15 protein-coding genes are annotated in these 19,024 nt (G+C 74.4%); 9 read left to right on the top strand and 6 right to left on the bottom strand.

The window, feature by feature from the left end:
• Nucleotides 1–83 precede the first annotated feature (83 nt).
• From RBJ77_RS09095 to RBJ77_RS09085, 3 genes are read left to right on the top strand one after another with little or no spacing between them, the layout of a single operon-like run.
• The gene (locus RBJ77_RS09095) at nucleotides 84–1,514 is read left to right on the top strand and encodes an FGGY family carbohydrate kinase (RefSeq protein ID WP_372344461.1); all 1,431 of its coding nucleotides are present in this window, start codon (nucleotides 84–86) and stop codon (nucleotides 1,512–1,514) included.
• Nucleotides 1,511–2,932 (top strand): FAD-dependent oxidoreductase, encoded by a 1,422-nt coding sequence (locus tag RBJ77_RS09090; RefSeq protein ID WP_372344460.1) that lies wholly within the window; start codon nucleotides 1,511–1,513, stop codon nucleotides 2,930–2,932. The genes RBJ77_RS09095 and RBJ77_RS09090 overlap by 4 nt, the downstream gene beginning before the upstream one ends.
• Nucleotides 2,929–3,876, top strand: coding sequence for an NAD(P)/FAD-dependent oxidoreductase (locus tag RBJ77_RS09085; RefSeq protein WP_372344459.1), 948 nt, complete (start codon nucleotides 2,929–2,931; stop codon nucleotides 3,874–3,876). The genes RBJ77_RS09090 and RBJ77_RS09085 overlap by 4 nt, the downstream gene beginning before the upstream one ends.
• Before the next feature lie 107 nt (nucleotides 3,877–3,983).
• Here RBJ77_RS09085 and RBJ77_RS09080 read toward each other — a convergent pair whose 3' ends face one another.
• From RBJ77_RS09080 to RBJ77_RS09065, 4 genes are all read right to left on the bottom strand, one after another.
• The gene (locus tag RBJ77_RS09080) at nucleotides 3,984–4,346 is read right to left on the bottom strand and encodes a DUF1330 domain-containing protein (protein WP_372344458.1); all 363 of its coding nucleotides are present in this window, start codon (nucleotides 4,344–4,346) and stop codon (nucleotides 3,984–3,986) included.
• A gap of 91 nt (nucleotides 4,347–4,437) precedes the next feature.
• Nucleotides 4,438–5,220 (bottom strand): crotonase/enoyl-CoA hydratase family protein, encoded by a 783-nt coding sequence (locus RBJ77_RS09075; RefSeq protein ID WP_372344457.1) that lies wholly within the window; start codon nucleotides 5,218–5,220, stop codon nucleotides 4,438–4,440.
• Nucleotides 5,221–5,243: 23 nt separating this feature from the next.
• Nucleotides 5,244–7,607, bottom strand: coding sequence for a beta-glucosidase BglX (gene bglX / locus RBJ77_RS09070; protein WP_372344456.1), 2,364 nt, complete (start codon nucleotides 7,605–7,607; stop codon nucleotides 5,244–5,246).
• 111 nt (nucleotides 7,608–7,718) lie between these two features.
• On the bottom strand, nucleotides 7,719–8,687 hold the full coding sequence (locus RBJ77_RS09065) for a YbhN family protein (RefSeq protein ID WP_372344455.1): 969 nt from the start codon (nucleotides 8,685–8,687) through the stop codon (nucleotides 7,719–7,721).
• A 111-nt stretch (nucleotides 8,688–8,798) separates the two neighbouring features.
• Here RBJ77_RS09065 and RBJ77_RS09060 point away from each other — a divergent pair, with 111 nt between their 5' ends.
• Together RBJ77_RS09060 and RBJ77_RS09055 are read left to right on the top strand one after the other, a co-directional pair.
• Entirely contained in the window at nucleotides 8,799–10,697 is a 1,899-nt protein-coding gene (locus tag RBJ77_RS09060) for an ABC transporter ATP-binding protein (protein WP_372344454.1), read from the top strand.
• A 128-nt stretch (nucleotides 10,698–10,825) separates the two neighbouring features.
• Nucleotides 10,826–13,579, top strand: a complete 2,754-nt coding sequence (locus RBJ77_RS09055) for an AAA family ATPase (protein WP_372344453.1) — start codon at nucleotides 10,826–10,828, stop codon at nucleotides 13,577–13,579.
• Nucleotides 13,580–13,792: 213 nt separating this feature from the next.
• On the opposite strand, the gene RBJ77_RS09050 is transcribed toward RBJ77_RS09055, so the two are convergent.
• A complete protein-coding gene (locus RBJ77_RS09050; protein ID WP_372344452.1) occupies nucleotides 13,793–14,995 on the bottom strand; it encodes an erythromycin esterase family protein in 1,203 nt (400 codons plus the stop codon).
• Between the two features lie 227 nt (nucleotides 14,996–15,222).
• Between RBJ77_RS09050 and panD the strand changes: the two genes are divergently transcribed.
• From panD to RBJ77_RS09030, 4 genes are read left to right on the top strand one after another with little or no spacing between them, the layout of a single operon-like run.
• On the top strand, nucleotides 15,223–15,657 hold the full coding sequence (gene panD, locus RBJ77_RS09045; RefSeq protein WP_372344451.1) for an aspartate 1-decarboxylase: 435 nt from the start codon (nucleotides 15,223–15,225) through the stop codon (nucleotides 15,655–15,657).
• Nucleotides 15,658–15,690: 33 nt separating this feature from the next.
• Nucleotides 15,691–16,044 (top strand): GNAT family N-acetyltransferase, encoded by a 354-nt coding sequence (locus RBJ77_RS09040; protein WP_372344450.1) that lies wholly within the window; start codon nucleotides 15,691–15,693, stop codon nucleotides 16,042–16,044.
• Between the two features lie 32 nt (nucleotides 16,045–16,076).
• Nucleotides 16,077–16,742: an aspartate/glutamate racemase family protein gene (locus RBJ77_RS09035; RefSeq protein WP_372344449.1), complete on the top strand. Its 666-nt coding sequence runs from the start codon at nucleotides 16,077–16,079 to the stop codon at nucleotides 16,740–16,742.
• Nucleotides 16,743–16,768: 26 nt separating this feature from the next.
• Nucleotides 16,769–17,212 (top strand): nitroreductase family deazaflavin-dependent oxidoreductase, encoded by a 444-nt coding sequence (locus RBJ77_RS09030; RefSeq protein WP_372344448.1) that lies wholly within the window; start codon nucleotides 16,769–16,771, stop codon nucleotides 17,210–17,212.
• Nucleotides 17,213–17,540: 328 nt separating this feature from the next.
• On the opposite strand, the gene gndA is transcribed toward RBJ77_RS09030, so the two are convergent.
• Nucleotides 17,541–18,980, bottom strand: a complete 1,440-nt coding sequence (gene gndA / locus RBJ77_RS09025) for an NADP-dependent phosphogluconate dehydrogenase (protein ID WP_372344447.1) — start codon at nucleotides 18,978–18,980, stop codon at nucleotides 17,541–17,543.
• Nucleotides 18,981–19,024: the final 44 nt, after the last annotated feature.

Below are 19,024 nucleotides of genomic sequence, written 5' to 3'. Positions count from 1 at the left end.
GGCGTGCTTGACGGGCGTCGGCCGGGTGCCGCAGGCTGGCCGACGGCGATCAAGAAGGCGGACGGGGGAGAGGTGGCGGCATCGTGAGCGGGCCCGTGCTCGCCGTGGACCAGGGCACCTCCGCGACCAAGGCGCTCGTCGTCTGCCCGGAGCGCGGAGTCATCGGCGCGGCGACCGCGCCCGTACGGACCCGCCATCTGCCCGGCGGCCGGGTCGAGGTGGACCCGGCCGAGCTGCTCGGCTCCGTGCTCGACGCCGGTGGCCGCGCGCTCGCCGAGGCGGCGGAGCCGGTCGTCGCCGCGGGCCTCGCCAACCAGGGCGAGACGGTCCTCGCCTGGGATCCGGCCACCGGCGCGCCCCTGACCGACGCGATCGTCTGGCAGGACCGGCGGGCCGACGGCATCTGCGCCGAACTCGCGCCGCACGCCGACGAGTTGCTGGCCCTCACGGGGCTCCCGCTCGACCCGTACTTCGCCGCGCCGAAGATGGCGTGGATCCGCCGCCACCTCACCCGCGACGGCGTCGTCACCACCAGCGACGCCTGGCTCGCGCACCGGCTGACCGGCGCCTTCGTCACCGACGCCGCCACCGCGAGCCGCACCCAGCTCCTCGACCTCGACACCGTCGACTGGTCGCCCCGCGCCCTGGAGATCTACGGCCTCGGCGACGAGAACCTGCCCCAAGTGGTCGACGTCGCGGGGGAGTTCGGGGAGATCGCGGCGTTCGGCGGCGCGCCGGTTCCGCTCACGGGGCTGCTCGTCGACCAGCAGGCGTCCCTGCTCGCCCACGGCGTCACGGAGCCGGGCGCCGCCAAGTGCACGTACGGCACGGGGGCGTTCCTGCTCGCGCACACCGGGGACCGGCCGCGCCGCGGCTCCTCGGGGCTCGTCTCCTGCGTGGCCTGGCGGCTCGCCGGCCGGGGCACCGACTACTGCCTCGACGGCCAGGTCTACGCGGCGGCGTCCGCCGTCCGCTGGCTCACCGACCTCGGTGTACTCAGCGGACCCGACGCACTCGACACCGTCGGCCGGTCCGTGCCGGACAGCGGCGGCGTCACGTTCGTGCCCGCGCTGTCCGGGCTCGCCGCCCCCTGGTGGCGCGGCGACGCCCGCGGCACGCTCACCGGACTCGGCCTGGACAGCGGCCCCGGCCACCTGGTGCGGGCACTGTGCGACGGCATCGCCGCGCAGGTCGTGGCGCTCGCCGACGCCGCCGCCGACGACCTGGGCGCGCCACTGGCCTCGCTGCGGGTCGACGGCGGCCTGACCCGTTCGGAGCTGCTCATGCAGACGCAGGCCGATCTGCTCCAACTCCCCGTCGAGGTATCGGCGTTGCCCGACACCACGGCCCTCGGCGCGGCGGCCGCGGCCCGCCTCGGCCTCGATCCCTCGCTGTCGCTGAAGGACGTCGTGGCCGGCGGGCGGCCGGCCCGCGTTCACGAGCCGCGGATCGACGCGGCGCAGGCGCAGGAGCGGCTCGCCCGGTTCCGTGCGGCCGTGGACCGCGTCTCGTGACGGTCAGCCGCACCGGGCCGCTGCCCACCATCGCGTACGACCTCACGGTCGTCGGCGCCGGAGTGGTCGGCTGCGCGCTCGCCCGGGAGCTGGTGCGACGGGCGCCCGGCGCCCGGATCGCCCTGCTCGACGCGGCGGACGACGTCGGCGAAGGCACCTCCAAGGCCAACACGGCCATCCTGCACACCGGCTTCGACGCCGTGCCCGGCTCCCTCGAAGCACGGCTCGTCCGCGAGGGAGGCCGTCAACTCTCCCAGTACGCGGCCGAGTCCGGCATCCCCGTGGAGCCCGTCGGCGCGCTCCTCGTCGCCTGGGACGCCGCGCAGCGGGCCGCGCTGCCCGGCCTCGCCGCCAAGGCCGAACGCAACGGCCACCGCGCCACCCGCATCATCGAACCCGACGAACTCGTCGCCACCGAACCGCACTTGGGCCCCGGCGCGCACGGCGCGCTCGACGTCCCCGGCGAGAGCATCATCTGCCCCTGGACCACGACCCTCGCCCACGCCACCCAGGCGGTCCGCGCCGGAGTCGACCTGCACCTCAACTCCCGTGTGACGGCGGTGACATGGGACGGGCGCAGCCACCACGTCGACACCGCGGGACGCGGCACCGTCGACACGCGCTGGCTCGTCAACGCGGCGGGTCTGCACGCCGACGCCATCGACCGGCTGCTCGGCCACGACACGCTCACCGTCACCCCGCGCCGCGGCCAGCTCATCGTCTACGACAAGTTCGCCCGCGACCTCGTCCGGCACATCCTGCTGCCCGTCCCGACCGCGCTCGGCAAGGGCGTGCTCGTCGCGCCGACCGTCTACGGCAACGTCCTGCTCGGCCCCACGGCCGAGGACCTCGACGACAAACGGGCCACGCACACCACGGCCGACGCGCTCGACCGGCTGCGCGCGGCGGGTCGCCGCATCCTGCCCCCGCTCGTCGAGGAGGAGGTCACCGCCGTCTACGCGGGACTGCGCACCGCCACCGACCAGGACGACTACCGCATCGACGCCCGCCCCGACCAGCACTACGTGACCGTCGGCGGCATCCGCTCGACCGGCCTCACCGCCTGCATGGGCATCGCCGCGCACGTCGCCGACCTGCTCGCCGACAGTGGCTGCACCGACCTCGGCCGGGCCCGCGACCTGCCGCCGGTCACCCTGCCGAACCTCGGCGAGGCGTTCCCGCGCCCCTACCAGGATCCCGAACTCATCGCGCGGGACCCGGAGTTCGGCACCATCGTCTGCCACTGCGAGCGCGTCACGCGCGGCGAGATCAGGGACGCCCTCGCCGCCACGATCCCGCCCGCGTCACTGGAGGGACTGCGCCGCCGCACCCGGGCGCGGGCCGGCCGGTGCCAGGGGTTCTCCTGCGGGGCGGCGGTACGGGAACTGTTCGGGCGGGGCAACGGGGGGCGCACATGACCCCGGCCGTACGCCACGTGGACGTCCTGGTCGTCGGCTCGGGGCCGGCCGGCCTCGCCGCGGCCACCCGGCTCGCGGCGGCGGGCCTGGACGTCGAGGTCCTCGAACGCGACCAGCAGGCCGGCGGCGTCCCCCGGCACTGCCGGCACGGCGGCTTCGGAACGCCGTGGCACCCGCTGAACGGCCCCGGCTACGCGAGCCGCGCCGTCCGGGCCGCCGAGAACGCGGGAGCCGCCGTCCGCACCGGTGTCACCGCGCTCGGCTGGGCCGACACCACGACACCGGCGCTCGACACGGTCGGCGCCCACGGCCACGAGCGGATCGCCGCCCGCGCCGTCCTGCTCGCGACGGGCGCCAGGGAACGCTCCCGGGCCGCCCGCCTCATCCCCGGCACCCGCCCCGCCGGCATCCTCACCACGGGCGAACTGCAGCAGTCCGTCCACCTCTTCGGCCAGTACGTGGGGGCCCGCGCGGTCGTCGTCGGAACCGGCCGGATCGGGCACGCCGCGGTGGGCACACTGCGCCGCGCCGGGGTCGCCGTCGCGGCGCTCGTCACGGACCGGCCCGCCGCACCGCGCGACCTCGACGCCCGGCTGCGCCTCGGCATCCCGGTCCTCACCCGCACCACCCCCGCCGAGATCCTCGGCAGCCCCCGCGCGACCGGCCTGCGCGTGCGCCGCGCCGACGGCCGCACCGCGGTGCTGCCCTGCGACACCGTCGTCCTCACCGGCGACCTCGCCCCTGACCACGACCTGGCCCGCCGAGGCGCCCTCCTCCTCGACCCCGCCACCCGGGCCCCCGCGACCGACGGGGCCGCCCGCACCTCCCGGTCCGGCGTCTACGCGATCGGCAACCTGGCCCACGTGACCTGGACGGCCCGCATGGCCGCGGCGGAAGGACGCCGGGTGGGCGCGGTGGTGCTCCGCGACCTGGGAGCGGGCTGAGCGGGCTGAGCGGGCTGGGCGGGCTGAGCGGGCCGAGCGAGTGGGCCGGCTGAGCGAGTTGGGCGGGCTGAGCGAGTTGGGCGGGCAGAGCGGTCCGAGTGGGCGCGTCAAGCGCCGGACGCGCCCCGGGCCCGGCCGTCCGCGCGCAGTTTCGCGGCGCGTTCCCTCGGGTCGTAGTCCGGACCGACCCCCTCGATCAGCAGCACGTCCCCGTCGATGTGGTCGGTCCTGAGCCGCAGGATCCCCTGGTACGCGGGGGACGCGTACCAGGCGCGGGCCTCGGCGGTTCCGGGGAACTCGATCAGCACCATGCTGCCGGGCCAGTCGCCCTCCAGGACCTCGGCCGGCGGCCCGTGGATGACGAAGCGCCCGTGGAACGGGTCGAGGGTCGCCTGGATGCGCTCCAGATACTCCAGGACGTCGGGGTGATCGCGCCGACTGCGCAGATGGGCGAAGCCATAGGCGGACACGGCAGTCTCCTCTCCGGCTGGTCACGCCCCCGCCCGGGGGCGCCGCTTCGAACCTAGGGAGCCGCGCCGCCGCGGGCGATTACCTCAGAGGTCATGCGCCGCCGCCGAAGCCGCCGTGCCGGCCCTCCCCGGCCACGAACCGTCCCGCCCCGTCCAGGCCCTCCGCCAACACCCCCATGCCGTAACGGAGTTCACCCCGCATGGCCGTCTCCTCGGCCAGCCCGCCCTGCTCCCGCACCGACGCCCGGTCGCTGCGCAGACACGCCTGCGGGAACGCGGCCAGCTGCGCGGCGAGTGCCTCCGCCTCCGCGCGGGCCCGGCCTGGAGGCACGAGACGGTTCGCCAACCCCATCGCGTGGGCCTCCGGTGCCGGGACCGGGCGGCCGGTGAGGACGAGGTCCATGGCACGGCTCTCCCCGATGAGCCGCGGCAGCCGCACCGTACCGCCGTCGATCAGGGGAACGCCCCAGCGGCGGCAGAACACCCCGAACACGGCGTCCTCCTCGGCGACCCGCAGATCGCACCAGAGGGCCAGTTCGAGGCCGCCCGCCACGGCGTGCCCGCTCACCGCCGCGATCACCGGCTTCGACAGGCGCAGCCGGGTCGGACCCATCGGGCCGTCCCCGTCCTCCGCGACCCGGTTGCCGGCTTCCGTCCCGACGGCCTTGAGGTCCGCGCCCGCGCAGAACGTGCCGCCCTCGCCCCAGAGCACCGCGACCCGCGCCGCCTCGTCCGCCTCGAACGCCCGGAAGGCGTCCGCCAGCAGGCCGGCCGTCCGGCCGTCGACCGCGTTGCGGGCCTCCGGGCGGGACAGGATCACCGTGGTGACAGGGCCTACTCGTTCGACGCGGACCGACGACATGACCGACGACATGACGGAGCCTCCAGGGGAGCGAATCACGTGACCTTGAGGGACAGTCTCGCCTCCGCCGTCGAGCTGGTGCCCACATACAGGTCGAACGTGCCCTCCTCGACGAGGAACCGCCCGCGCGGGTCGTTCGTCCAGAACCCCAGATCGTCCGCGCCGAGCCGGAAGCGGACCGTCGTGGCGGCGCCCGCGGCGAGCGTCACCCGCTTGAATCCCCGCAGCCTGCGCACCGGTTGGGTGATGCTCGCCGCCACGTCGTGGACGTACAGCTGCACCACCTCGTCACCCGGCCGCGCGCCGGTGTTGCGGACGTCCACCGCGACCTCCACGGTGTCGCCCGCGCGCAGCGCCGCCGCGGAGACGTCGCCCCGGCCCAGCCGTGGCGCACCGAGTGCGAACGTCGTGTAGCTCAGGCCGAACCCGAAGGGGAACTGCGGGGTGGGCGGCAGGTCCAGGTACTTCGACGTGAACTTGTTGTCCGCGGCGTAGGGGCGGCCCGTCGACTCGTGGTTGTAATGGACCGGGAGCTGGCCGACCGTGCGGGGGAAGGAGACCGGCAGTCTGCCGCCCGGGTTCAACGCGCCGAAGAGCACGTCCGCGATCGCGTGCCCCGCCTCGATGCCGGGGTGCCACGCCTCCAGGACCGCGGGCGCCGCGTCGATCCAGTCGCCGGTCGTCAGCGGCCGGCCGTTGACCAGCACCACCACGAACGGCCTGCCGGTCGCGGCGATCGCCGCGACGAGCTCCTCCTGCGCGCCGGGCAGCGAGAGGTCGCTGCGCGCGGCCGCCTCTCCGCTCAGCGCGGCGGGCTCCCCGACGACCACGACGGTGACGTCCGCGGCCTTCGCCGCCGCGACCGCCGCGTCGATGCCGCCGGCGTCATCCGCCTCTTCGCCCACCGGATCCACGCCCCGCACGTGCGTGACCTTCGTGTCCGGCGCGGCCCGCCGCACCGCGTCGAGGACCGTCACCGCCGGGAACCGCTCCGCCGCCGCGGGCAGCACCCACGTGCCCAGCAGGTCCGCCGAGTCCGCGAACGGGCCCACCAGAGCCAGGGAGCGGACGGACGTCGCGAGGGGCAGCACGTCCCCGTCGTTCTTGAGCAGCACCATCGAGCGGGCGGCCGCCGTCCGCGCCGCCGCGCGCGCCCCGGCCGACGGCTTCGGGACCGCGGCGTCCTCCTCGACGTACGGGTCGTCGAAGAGCCCCAGCTCGAACTTGAGGCCCAGCACCCGTGCCACGGCGTCGTCCACGCGGCGCTGCGTGATCTTCCCGGCGCGCAGCAGCGCCCTGCCGTTCGTGCGCAGGTGCGTGCTGGTCATCTCCATGTCGACGCCCGCGTTCAGGGCGAGCCGCGCCGCGTCGGCCCCGTCCTCGGCGAAGCCGTGCGCGATCAGCTCCTGGACGCCCGACCAGTCGCTGACGACCGTCCCGCCGAAGCCCCACTCGTCGCGGAGGATCTCGGTGAGGGTGTGCGCGTTGCCGTGCGCGGGGACGCCGCTGATCGTGTTGAAGGAGGCCATCACCGTGGCCACGCGGGCCTCCGACGCCGCCTTGAACGGCGGGAGATGGAGGTTGCGCAGCCGCGACTCCGACACGTCCACGGTGTTGTAGTCCCGGCCGCCCTCGGCGCCGCCGTACGCGACGAAGTGCTTGGCGCACGCCGCGACGGTCTCCTTCGCGCCGTACCCCGAGCCCTGGTACCCCTCGATTTTGGCCGCCGCGAACCGCGCGGTGAGGTACGGGTCCTCGCCGCTGCTCTCGGCGATCCGGCCCCAGCGCGGCTCGTGCGTGACGTCCATCATCGGGGAGAACGTCCAGTGCACCCCGTTCGAGCGTGCTTCCTTCGCCGACACCCGGGCGTCGGTGCGGGCCACCTCGGGGTCGAAGCTCGCGGCCTGGGCGAGCGGGATCGGGAACGTGGTCCAGAAGCCGTGGATGACGTCGAGGCCGAAAAGGAGCGGGATCCCGAGCCGGGACTCCTCGACGGCGATGCGCTGCAGCGCGTTCGTGGTCCTCGCCCCGAAGACGCTCAGCACCGAACCGAGCCGGCCCGACCGGGCCGCGTCCTCGACCTCCTTGGTCGAACCCGATCCGGGATTGAGGTCGTACGCCCAGGGCAACTGCTGCAACTGCCCCAGTTTCTCGTCGGGCGTCATCCGGTCGAGGAGGTCGCGGACCCTGCTCCCGTAGGGCCGTTCGCGCCCGCCCGTCGCGTCCGTCGTGTCCGTCGTGTCCGAAGCGGCCGTCGTGTCCGAAGCGGCCGTCGTGTCCGCCGCACCTGCCGTCCCGGTGGACGGCCCTGTCACGACGGCTCCCGCGGCGGCGGTGACGCCGAGCGCGGACAGCACGGTTCGTCTGCGCAGCTCAGGACGTCCGCGTAGCTCCGGCATGTCTTCGCCTCCCGGTGGTCGCAGACCCACGACGCGTGCGGTGGGCGCAAGAAGTGCGGCGAAGCTACGTTCCGCTCACCCGCGGATCAAGGAATGCGGCGGGGCGTCGCGTCAGATCACCTTCATGCGCACCAGCGCCCCGAGCGTCACCGCGCCGGGCAGCAGCGGCCCCCACACCGTGATGATCCGGTACGTCACGACGACCGCGGTCACCGTGGTCAGCGGGCCGCCCGCCGCCACCAGCGCCACCACGAGCGCCGCCTCCACCGAGCCGATCCCACCGGGCACCGGGACCAGCGCGACCGCCACCGTGGCGGCCAGATAGGCGACGGCCATGTGCGCCATCGGCACCGGCAGCGCGAACGCCCGCCCGACCGCCACCAGACCCGCCGCCTGCAGCGCGGGGAACGCGACCGAACCGCCCCACAGGGCCGCCGCCCTGGCCGGCCGGGCGTGCACCGAACGGGCCTCGCCGCACGCCGTGCGGACGAAGTCGAACACGGCCGTGCGCAGCCGCCGTACGCACAGCAGCACCGCCACGGCGCATCCGACGGCCAGGACCGCGCCGGCCGTCAGCGGCCCGACGGCCATGTCCGGCAGCAGGGTGCCGAGCCGCAGCGCTCGGGGGAACGCGGCGAACAGCACCACCAGCAGCCCCACCCGGCCGGCCGCCTCCGCCAGCAGATACAGCGCGAGCGCCGCCGACGAGCGGGCGAGCGGCACTCCGCACACGGACAGGAACCGCAGGTTCACGGCGCCCGCGCCGAGTCCGGTGGGCAGCAGGTGGTTCGCCGCGCCCGCCGCGAACTGGGCGGCGAGCAGCCGGAGCCGGGGCAGTGGCTGTACCACCGCGCCCTGCCGCGAACAGGCCGCGGCCACCCAGGTCAGACAGGTCGTCGCCACCGCGGCGAGCACCCACGCGGGCCGCGCGGAGCCCAACTGGCCGAAGCCGTCCGCGAGGACGGGCCAGTGGCGGCTGGCGGCCACCGCCACGAGGGCGAGGGGCAGCAGGCACAGGACACCCCGCACCGAGCGGCCGGAGGGGAGGCGGAGGGGGAAGGAGGTGGGGAGGGAGGTCACATCGGGGGAGGTTTCCCGGTCCCGGCCAACGGCGGGTTGCGGCGGGCCGAAGGTTCCCCCCTGAGCTGAAGACTTGACCTCGACAAAGCTTGAGGTTCTACCGTCGTGGACATGAGCATGGAGACCACAGCCTGGACGCAGATGTACAGCGTCATGAACGCCCAGAACGGCGGTCGCAAGAACCGCCCCTTCGCCCGCGCCACACTGCGCCGCATCGCCGCCTTCGCCCGGCCGCACAAGCGGCGCATCGCCCAGTTCGTGTTCCTGAGCATCGTCACCGCACTGCTCGCCGTGGCCACCCCGGTCCTCGCGGGCGACGTCGTCAACGCCATCGTGGGCGGCGACGACCAGGGCGTCGTCGTCCGGCTCGCGCTCCTCATCGCCCTGATCGCGCTCGCCGAGGCGGGCATCGGACTGCTCGCCCGGTGGCTCTCCGCGAACCTCGGCGAGGGACTGATCCTCGACCTGCGCACGGCCGTCTTCGACCACGTGCAGCGGATGCCCGTCGCCTTCTTCACCCGTACCAGGACCGGCGCGCTGGTCAGCCGTCTCAACAACGACGTCATCGGCGCCCAGCGCGCCTTCAGCAACACCCTGTCGGGCGTCGTCGGGAACGTGGTGACGCTGCTGCTGACCCTGGCCGTCATGCTCACCCTGTCCTGGCAGATCACCCTCCTCGCCCTCGCCCTGCTGCCCGTCTTCGTCCTCCCCGCCCGCCGCATGGGCACCCGCATGGCCCGCCTCCAGCGGGAGGCCGCCGCCCACAACGCGGCCATGGGGACGCGGATGACCGAGCGGTTCTCCGCACCCGGCGCCACCCTCATCAAGCTCTTCGGCCGGCCCGAGGACGAGTCGGCCGAGTTCGCGGAGCGGGCCCGGCGGGTGCGCGACATCGGCGTACGGACGGCGATGTCGCAGTCGGCGTTCATCACGGCGCTCACCCTGGTCTCCGCCCTGGCCCTGGCGCTCGTCTACGGGCTCGGCGGCTGGTTCGCGCTCGAAGGCACCCTGGACGCGGGCGCCGTCGTCTCCCTCGCCCTGCTCCTCACCCGCCTCTACGCACCGCTGACCTCGCTGGCCGGCGCGCGCGTCGAGGTCATGAGCGCCCTCGTCAGCTTCGAGCGGGTCTTCGAGGTGCTCGACCTCAAGCCGCTCATCGAGGAGAAGGCCGACGCCCGCGACGTCCCCGAGGGGCCCGTCGCCGTCGAGTTCGACGACGTGCGCTTCGGCTACCCCGCCGCCGACAAGGTCTCCCTCGCCTCCCTGGAGGAGGTCGCCACGCTCGACACCCGCGGCGGCGCCGAGGTCCTGCACGGCCTCTCCTTCCGCGCCGAACCCGGCCAGACCGTCGCCCTCGTCGGCTCGTCGGGCGCCGGCAAGTCGACCATCGCGCAACTGCTGCCGCGCCTGTACGACACCGACTCCGGGACCGTCCGCATCGGCGGCGTCGACGTCCGCGACGTGCGCGCGGGATCGATGCGGGCCACGCTCGGCATGGTCACCCAGGACGGCCACCTCTTCCACGACACCGTCCGCGCCAACCTGCTGCTAGCCCGGCCCGACGCCACGGAGGACGAGCTCTGGGACGTCCTGCGCAGGGCCCGCCTCGACGCCCTGGTGCGGGCGCTGCCCGACGGGCTCGACACGGTCGTCGGCGAGCGCGGCTACCGGCTCTCCGGCGGCGAACGCCAGCGGATGACCATCGCCCGCCTGCTCCTGGCCCGCCAGCGCGTCGTGATCCTCGACGAGGCCACCGCCCACCTCGACAACACCTCGGAGGCTGCCGTCCAGGAAGCCCTCGCGGAGGCCCTCGAAGGCCGCACCGCCGTCGTCATCGCCCACCGCCTGTCCACCGTCCGCTCCGCCGACCAGATCCTCGTGGTCGAGGACGGCCGCATCGTGGAGCGCGGCACGCACGACGAACTCGTCGACGCCGGCGGCCGGTACGCGGAGCTGTACCGCACCCAGTTCGCGGCGGGCGACGAGGAGCCAGTCGCGGAGGCGGCCTGAGGGCGGGGTGATGGTTCCGGGGACTGCCCGGAAGCCGCCGGGAGAAGCTCGTGGCAGAGTCCAACCGGCCCGGTGCAGGGCGCAGTTGGCCCCTGCCACGGGCCGTTGGGCCCCATTACTCTGGACGCATGCTGCTGGGACGTACAGCGGAATGCGCTCGGTTGGCGGACCTCGTCGACGACGCGCGCAGAGGGCGCAGCACCGCCCTGGTCGTCCGCGGTGAGGCGGGCATCGGCAAGACGAGTCTGCTCGCGTACGCCACGTCCATCGCCGACGATCTGACGCAGCTGCGCACCCACGGCATCGAGAGCGAGACCGGACTGCCCTACGTAGGGCTCGCCGACCTCTTCCGCCCCGTCACCGACCACCTCGACCGGATCCCCGACCGGCAGGCCGCCGCGCTCACCGGGGCGCTCGCCCTCGGCCCGGCCGTCGCCCAGGACCGGTTCGCCGTCGCCGCCGGCACGCTCAGCCTGCTCGGCGCGGTCAGCGAGGCGGGCCCGGTGCTCGTCGTGGTCGACGACGCCCAGTGGCTCGACCCCTACTCCCTCGACGCCCTCGCCTTCGCCACCCGCCGCCTCGGCCGCGAAGGCGTCGTCGCCCTGTTCGCCACCCGGGACACCGACGAGGCCGCGTCCCGCCTCGCTCCCGTCGACACCCTCACCCTGCGCGGGATCGACACCGACTCCGCGCGCCGCCTCGTCGCCGACGAACCGCTCACCCCGCACGACGTCAACTGGCTGCTCGCCGAGGCCCGCGGCAACCCCCTCGCCCTCGTCGAACTGCCCGCCCTGCTCGTCCGCGGCGGCCACCGGCCCGACACCGGCGCCCCGCTGCCCATCGGCGAGATCCTCGCCCGCACCTTCCGCAGCGCCGTCGACCGGCTGCCGGCGGAGGCCAGGGAGGCGATGCTGCTGCTCGCCGTCCTCGGCCCGCGCCCCCTCGCCGGCACCGAACGGGTGCTGCGCGCCCACGGGCTGACCTACGCGTCCCTGGAACCGGCCGAGCGGGCCGGCCTGATGACCGTCGAGGAGGGCGCGTACGTCTTCCGGCACCCGCTGGTCCGCTCCGGCGTCTACCACGGCGCGACCGCCGTGCGCCGCTGGCGGGCCCACCGCACCGTCGCCCACGCCCTCCAGGACGCCAAGGCACCCACGGCGCTGGAGCGGTACGCCTGGCACCTCGCCGAATCGGGCGCCGACCCCGACGAGCAGGTCGCGGCCGGCCTGGAACGCGCCGCGTCCGGCGGCCCCGGCAGCCTCACCTTCCCCCTCGCGGCCCGCCTGTACGCGCACGCCGCCCGCTTCACCCCCGACGACGAGCACCGCGCGCGCCGCCTGCTGTCCGCGGCCCGCGCCGCCCAGGCCGCCGGGTCCCTCGACGAGGCCGCCGACCTCCTCGACCGGGCGCTCGGCCACGCCGAACACGAGCGCACCCGGCTCGACGTGCGCCAACTCCGCTGCTACGTCGACATCAACCGCGGCCGCCCGGCCCGCGCCAGGGAGCAGCTGCGCGCCGCCGTCGACGAGGCCCGCCGCGTCGACCCGGCCCTCGCCGCCGTGATGCTCGGCGGCATCACCCTCACCGAACTCGCCATCGGCGACCTCACCGCCGCCAAGGCCACCTCCGCCGAGTCGATGCAGATCGCCGAGGCCTTCGGCGACCCGTCCGCCGCCCTGCCGGTCCGCCTGCTGCACGCGCTCGTCGAACTGCTCGGCGGCGACGCGGAGGAGGGCCGCGCCCTGCTGCACGAACTGGAGAAGCCCCTCGCCGCACCGGACCTCGCGTTCCCCTATCCGGTCTCCGGCGTCGGCGGCCTGTGCTACCTGGCCGCCGAGGAACTCGACGCGGGTCACGCCCTGCTCGACCGCGCCGTGCACGCGGCCCGCGCCTCCAGCACCGTCGGCCTCCTCGCCCACCTCCTCGGCACGTACTCCGTCATCGAGTTCTGGCGCGGCCGGTGGAACGCCTCGCTCGCCCACGCCGACGAGTCCGCGCGGCTCGGTGAGGACACCGGACGCGTCATCGAGGTCTGCCGCGCGCTCGCCGCCCAGGCCAGGACGGAGGCCGCCCTCGACCGGGAGGCGGACTGCCGCCGCCACGAGGCCCAGGCCCGGGCGCTGGCCGCCGCCTCCGAACTCCCCATGGACGCGGCCCGCGCCCGCGGCGCCCTCGGCCTGCTGGAACTCGGCCTCGGCCGGTTCGAGGAGGCGGTGCAACACCTGGAAGAGGTACGCGAGTTCTCCCTCGCCCACGGCCGCGGCGACGGCCTCTACCTCTCCTGGGCCGCCGACCTCGCCGACGCCTATGTCCACCTGCACCGCACCGCCGACGCCCACGAGGTGCTCCGCGTCCTGGACCACGAGGCGGGCCGCGGCGACCGGCCGATCACCGCCGCGGCGGCCGCCCGGGTCCGCGGCATGCTCGAACCGGCCGACGCCGACCGGCACATGGACCGCGCCCTGGCCCGGCTCGCCCGCGTGCAGGCCCCGTTCGAGCGCGGCCGCACCGAGTTCGCCCGCGGTGAGCTGCTGCGCCGCCAGGGCCGGCGCAGCGAGGCCCGGCGCTGGCTGCAACGCGGCCTGAACACCTTCGAACGGCTCGGCGCGAGCGGCTGGGCGGCCCGCGCCGCCGCCGAACTCCACGCGGCGGGCGGCGACCGGGTGCGGACCGGACCCACCCCGCTGGACGGCCTCACCCCGCAGGAACTGCGCGTCGCCCTCGCCGTGGGCCGTGGCGTCACCAACCACGAGGCGGCCGAGCAGCTCTTCCTCAGCGTCAAGACGGTCGAGTTCCACCTCGGCAACATCTACCGGAAGCTCGAAGGGGTGCACCGCAGGGCCCAACTCGTGCGTCTGCTCAGCCAGTCCGGGGACCCCTGACCCGGCCGACCCCGTCGACCGCATGTCAGCGGGGGTGCCCGCTGCGGACACCCCCGTCCCCCGTTCCCCCGTTGTTCCCCCGTGCCGGAAGCCCGTGAACTTCCGTGCCCTCCACGATGGACCCGCGCCGCTGATCGGGCCACGGTGAAAACCCTGGGATCGCGGACCAGAGGGATACGACGGATGCGGTAGGCGCCGTCCAGCCGGTGCGGCTCAGTCCCGCGGGACGTCCTTGACGAACACGATCCCGTCCGTCGCCGCGAGATGGGCCGGGTCGTACGGGGCGTACCCGAACCACGGGGACACGCGCTGCGCGACCGGTGTCCCGCCGACGGCGGTGGCGAACCGGGTGGGGTCGACCAGGCAGCGGTCCTCCGGCAGCGCGTACAGGAGCCCCTCGACACTGTCCGGCGGCGGGGCGTCCACCCCATGGTGCCGGAGCGTGCCGAGCAGCGTGGCCAGGAAGGCGTAGTCGTCCCCGAGCCGGTCGCTCACCAGCGCGCCGGCGCTCCACCACCGGAGCGGCAGGTCGCCCATGCGCATCGAGCTGCGTTCCCGTTGCAGGTGTCCGTTGTGGGCGTACGCCAGGGCCGGGCCTTGCTCGGCGACCGCGAGCAGGTTCGCGGCCATCATCGAGGCGCGCTGGCCCAGCAGCCGCTCCATCCGTCCTGGCGAGGTGTCGGCCATCCAGTGGTGGTAGGTGAGCAGACCGACGGCGGTGCGCGCGTACAGCCGGGCCCGCTCCACGTCGGCCCGCGAGGTCGCCGCGAGGAGTTCCGGTGTCCGCGCGTCGAGCAGCGCCGCCAGGTCGACGGCGAGCAGTTGGAGCTCCTTCGCGTCGGCCGACCGTCCCACGGACCGGGCGGGGTCCATCATCGCGGCGGGTTCGGGCCACCGGTCGTCCGCGCCGAGCAGCCGGTCGAGGGTGTCGGCGGTGCAGGGCAGCAGGTCCGCCGCCACCTGGTCCGCGAGGAAGCGGTGCAGGGAGGTGAGGGCCTGCCGGGGGCTCGCGGCGCCGGTGATCTCCAGCGGCCCGTCGAAGCCGGCGAACCGGAGCCGCTGGTCCGCCGGGCGTCCTTCGTTGCGGGCGCGCATCCAGCGGACCAGCTCGCGGTTGGCGGCGGACGCGCCGAACCCGTGACTGAACCCCCGCTCCATCACGTCGTCGAGCGTCCCCGGGCCCCCGGCGACGTAGTCGTCCACGACCAGCCCCGTCAGACAGTCGCTCTCGATCGCGATCGTCCGGAACCCGTGGTCCTCGACGAGCTCCCGGAAGAGGTCGTTGCGCACGTCGAGCAGCGAGTCGGCCCCATGAGTGGGCTCACCGAGACCGAGCAGCCGGGGCCGGACCGGAAGCAGCCCCAGCACGGCGGAGGCGTCGACGGCATGCGTGGTGCCCTTGATGTCAGTAGCCATGCCTTCAACGCTATCGTTGAATAATCGTTGGAGACTTTTGCGTGAACAGGTCGCGAAATGGCCCTGGAAGAAAGGAAGTTCGGTCGGGCAACCCTCAAAGCGGGGTCCATGGCAGGTGGGGTCCGTCGGCGTTCGGCCGGTGGGGCCGATCGGGGGCGCGCTACAGTGGCGAGACGCCCTTGACCTGCACAAGACAGGCAGGGAGCCGACCCCTCAGGAGTGCCTTCATGCTGCGCACCATGTTCAAGTCCAAGATCCACCGGGCCACCGTCACCCAGGCCGACCTGCACTACGTCGGCTCGGTGACGATCGACGCCGACCTGCTGGACGCCGCCGACCTGCTGCCCGGCGAACTCGTCCACATCGTCGACATCGACAACGGCGCCCGTCTGGAGACCTACGTCATCGAGGGCGAGCGCGGATCCGGTGTCATCGGGATCAACGGCGCCGCCGCCCACCTCGTGCACCCGGGCGACCTCGTGATCATCATCAGTTACGCTCAGGTCGACGACGCCGAGGCCCGCTCCCTGCGGCCCAGGGTCGTGCACGTGGACCGGGACAACGCGATCGTGGCGCTCGGGACGGACCCGTCCGAGCCGGCCCCCGGCGGCGACGCGCAGCGCAGTCCCCAGGCAGTTCCCCAGGCGGTGTCCGCGGGCTGAGCACCGGCCCGCCCAGGACGGCAGGAGAGCCCCATGAGCGACATCGAGATCCACGACGACCGCGACCGGGGCATGCTCCTGGCCCGCGCGGGCGGCGCCGACGGGGAGACCGTCGGCCACATCCAGTACTTCGTGCTCGACGCGCCCGAGCGGGCCCTCGTGCCGGTGCACACCGTCGTGGAGCCGCAGCACGAGGGCAAGGGCATCGCCGGATCGCTCACGCGCGAGCTGTACGCGATCGCGGCCCGGGACGGCGTGGCCGTCGCCCCGCTCTGCTCGTTCGTCGTGCGGTGGGCCGAGCGGCACCCCGGCGAGGCGCCCGCCGCGTCCGGCGCACTGCTGGACGCGGCGCGGGCCGCCCTCGCCGCCGACCCGAGCACCTGGTGACCCGACCGGAGGCGCTGCGTAGGGTGCCCTGCATGACCCTGGCACTGCTGCACACCTCCCCGGTCCACGTCCCCGTCTACGACGCGCTGCGCGACGCCCACGAGCCGGACCTCGCGCTGCGCCACCTCGTGCACGAGGACCTGCTGGCCAGGGCCCGCGCCGAGGGCCCGGCCGCCGTGGCCGACGACATCCGCGCCCTGCTGGCCGCGGCGGTCGCGGACGGCGCCGGCGTCGTGGTGTGCACCTGCTCCACCATCAGTGGCGTCGCCGAGGAACAGACCGCCGCCGTCGGCGTCCCCGTCCTGCGCGGGGACCGGCCGATGGCCGCCCGGGCGGTCGCCGCGGGCGAGCGCGTCACCGTGATCGCCACCGTCGCCAGCACCCTCGGACCGAGCGCAGCGCTGGTCGCGGAGGAGGCCGCGCGGGCCGGCCGCGAGGTCACCGTGCGCACGGTCCTCGTCGACGGCGCCTGGGAGCGGTTCGAGGCGGGCGACCGCGAGGGCTACCTCGACCTGGTCGCGGCGGCCGTCGACGCGGTCACCGACGCCGACGTGATCGTCCTCGCGCAGCCCTCCCTCGCCGACGCCGCCGGCCGGGTCCGCACCCCGCTGCCCGTCCTGTCCAGCCCGCGCACCGGCTTCGAGGCCGGCGCGGCGGAATGCGGACGGCTCAAGAACGCTTACGGTGAAGGAAGTTGAGCGAGGACCGAGCGAGGAGGACCGGCATGGCCGACCATGACACCGACGTCGTCATCAGCCCCACCGGATGGGTCGCCGACCAGGCGCGCACCTACGAGGAGTCCGGCGGCACCAAGGGCACCACGATCCAGGGCGTGCCCTGTCTGCTGCTCGACTACCAGGGCCGCAGGTCCGGCCAGTGGCGGCGGACCGTCCTGATCTACGGGCGCGACGGCGACGACTACCTGATCGTGGCCTCGTACGGCGGATCCGACACGCACCCGCTGTGGTACCTGAACCTCCAGGACAACCCGGACGTCCGGCTGCGCGTGGGCACCGAGCGGTTCGACGCCCGCGCCGAGACGCTCTCCGCCGCGGACAAGGCACGCGTGTGGGACTCGCTCGTCGAGCTGTTCCCGAACTACGCGGAGTACCAGAAGAAGACCAGCCGGGACATCCCCGTCGTCCGGCTGACCCGCGCGAACGGCTGAACCGCCGGGTGCGGGACGCGTGGACTCGGCGGGCGTGGGCACGCGTGCCGGGAGACAGTGGAAAGGAATCCTCCGAACCGCTGGAGGCACCACCATGACCCATCCGTTCCCCGACCCCGTCCCGCCCGGGCCGACCCCGGGCCCCGGGCCGAGCCCAGGACCGGGCCCCGACGTCCCGGACCCGGGACCGCTCCCGGACCCGTTCCCGACGCCGAAGCCGCGGCCCGTGCCGCAGCCCCCGCCGGCCCCGGCCCCACCGGGACCGCTCCCGGACCCCGACCCGGCGCCACCCGAGCCGGAGCCCTCACCCGCATAGGGGACGAGCCGTCTACGCGTCGACCTCGGAGCGGTCACCGCCCCACAGCGTGTGGAACGAGCCCTCCCGGTCGACGCGGCGGTACGTGTGCGCGCCGAAGAAGTCCCGCTGGCCCTGCGTGAGCGCGGCCGGCAGCCGTTCGGCGCGCAGCGCGTCGTAGTACGCGAGGGCCGCGGCGAACCCCGGTGTCGGTACGCCCTGCGTGGTCGCGGCGACCAGGACGGCACGCCAGTCGTCCTGCGCCGCCGCGATCTCGTCGGCGAAGCCCTTGTCCGAGAGCAGCGAGACCAGACCCGGCTCCGCCTCGTAGGCGGCCGTGATCCGGTCCAGGAACGCGGCCCGGATGATGCAGCCGCCGCGCCAGATGCCGGCCACCGCGCCCAGGTCGATGTTCCAGTCGTACTCGTCGCTGCCCGCGGAGATCTCGTGGAAGCCCTGCGTGTACGACACGATCTTCGAGGCGTACAGGGCCTGTTCGACCTGCCCGGCGAAGGCCGCGGCCTCCGCGTCGGTCAGCCGCTTCGCCGTCGGGCCCGCCAGGCCCCGGGACGCGGCGCGCAGCTCGGCGTGCCCGGACAGGGAACGGGCGAAGACGGCCTCCGCGATGCCGGACACCGGCACGCCCAGGTCGAGCGCGATCTGCACCGTCCAGCGGCCGGTGCCCTTCTGCTCGGCCTGGTCCTGGACCACGTCCACGAACGGCTTCCCGGTGGCCGCGTCGACGTGGGAGAGCACCTCCGCCGTGATCTCGATGAGGTACGAGTCGAGGCGGCCCGTGTTCCACCTGCGGAAGATGTCGGCGATCTCCGCGGGGGAGTAGCCGGCCACGTCGCGCAGCAGCTGGTAGGCCTCGCCGATGAGTTGCATGTCGGCGTACTCGATGCCGTTGTGCACCATCTTCACGAAGTGGCCTGCGCCGTCCGGGCCGACGTGCGTGACGCAGGGGGCGCCGTCCTTCGCCTTGGCGGAGATCTTCTCCAGCATCGGGCCGAGCGACGCGTACGACTCGACGCTGCCGCCGGGCATGATGCTCGGCCCGTGCAGCGCGCCCTCCTCGCCGCCGGAGACGCCCGTGCCGACGAAGTGGATGCCCTGCTCGCGCAGCTCCTTCTCGCGGCGGCGGGTGTCCGCGAAGTGCGCGTTGCCGCCGTCGACGATCATGTCGCCGGGCTCCAGGAGCGGGGCGAACTCCTTGATCACCGCGTCCGTCGCGTCGCCCGCCTTGACCATGATGACCAGGCGGCGCGGGCGCTCCAGCGCGGCCACGAACTCCTCGGCGGTCTCGGTCGGGACGAAGATGCCCTCCTCGCCGAACTCCTTCACCAGCGCGTGCGTCCGGGACGCCGTGCGGTTGTGGAGGGCGACGGTGTAGCCGTTGCGGGCGAAGTTGCGGGCGAGATTGCGCCCCATGACAGCGAGCCCCGTGACACCGATCTGGGCTGTAGTGCTCATGCCTGTCGCTCCTGGATTGGGAAATTGATAGATCTTGTTCAGTT

It is taken from the genome of Streptomyces sp. KL116D, from assembly GCF_030766975.1.
GTDB lineage: Bacteria > Actinomycetota > Actinomycetes > Streptomycetales > Streptomycetaceae > Streptomyces > Streptomyces longispororuber_A.
The sequence above is the reverse complement of the archived record's forward strand: the minus strand, read 5'-3'. Positions and strand labels throughout refer to the sequence as shown.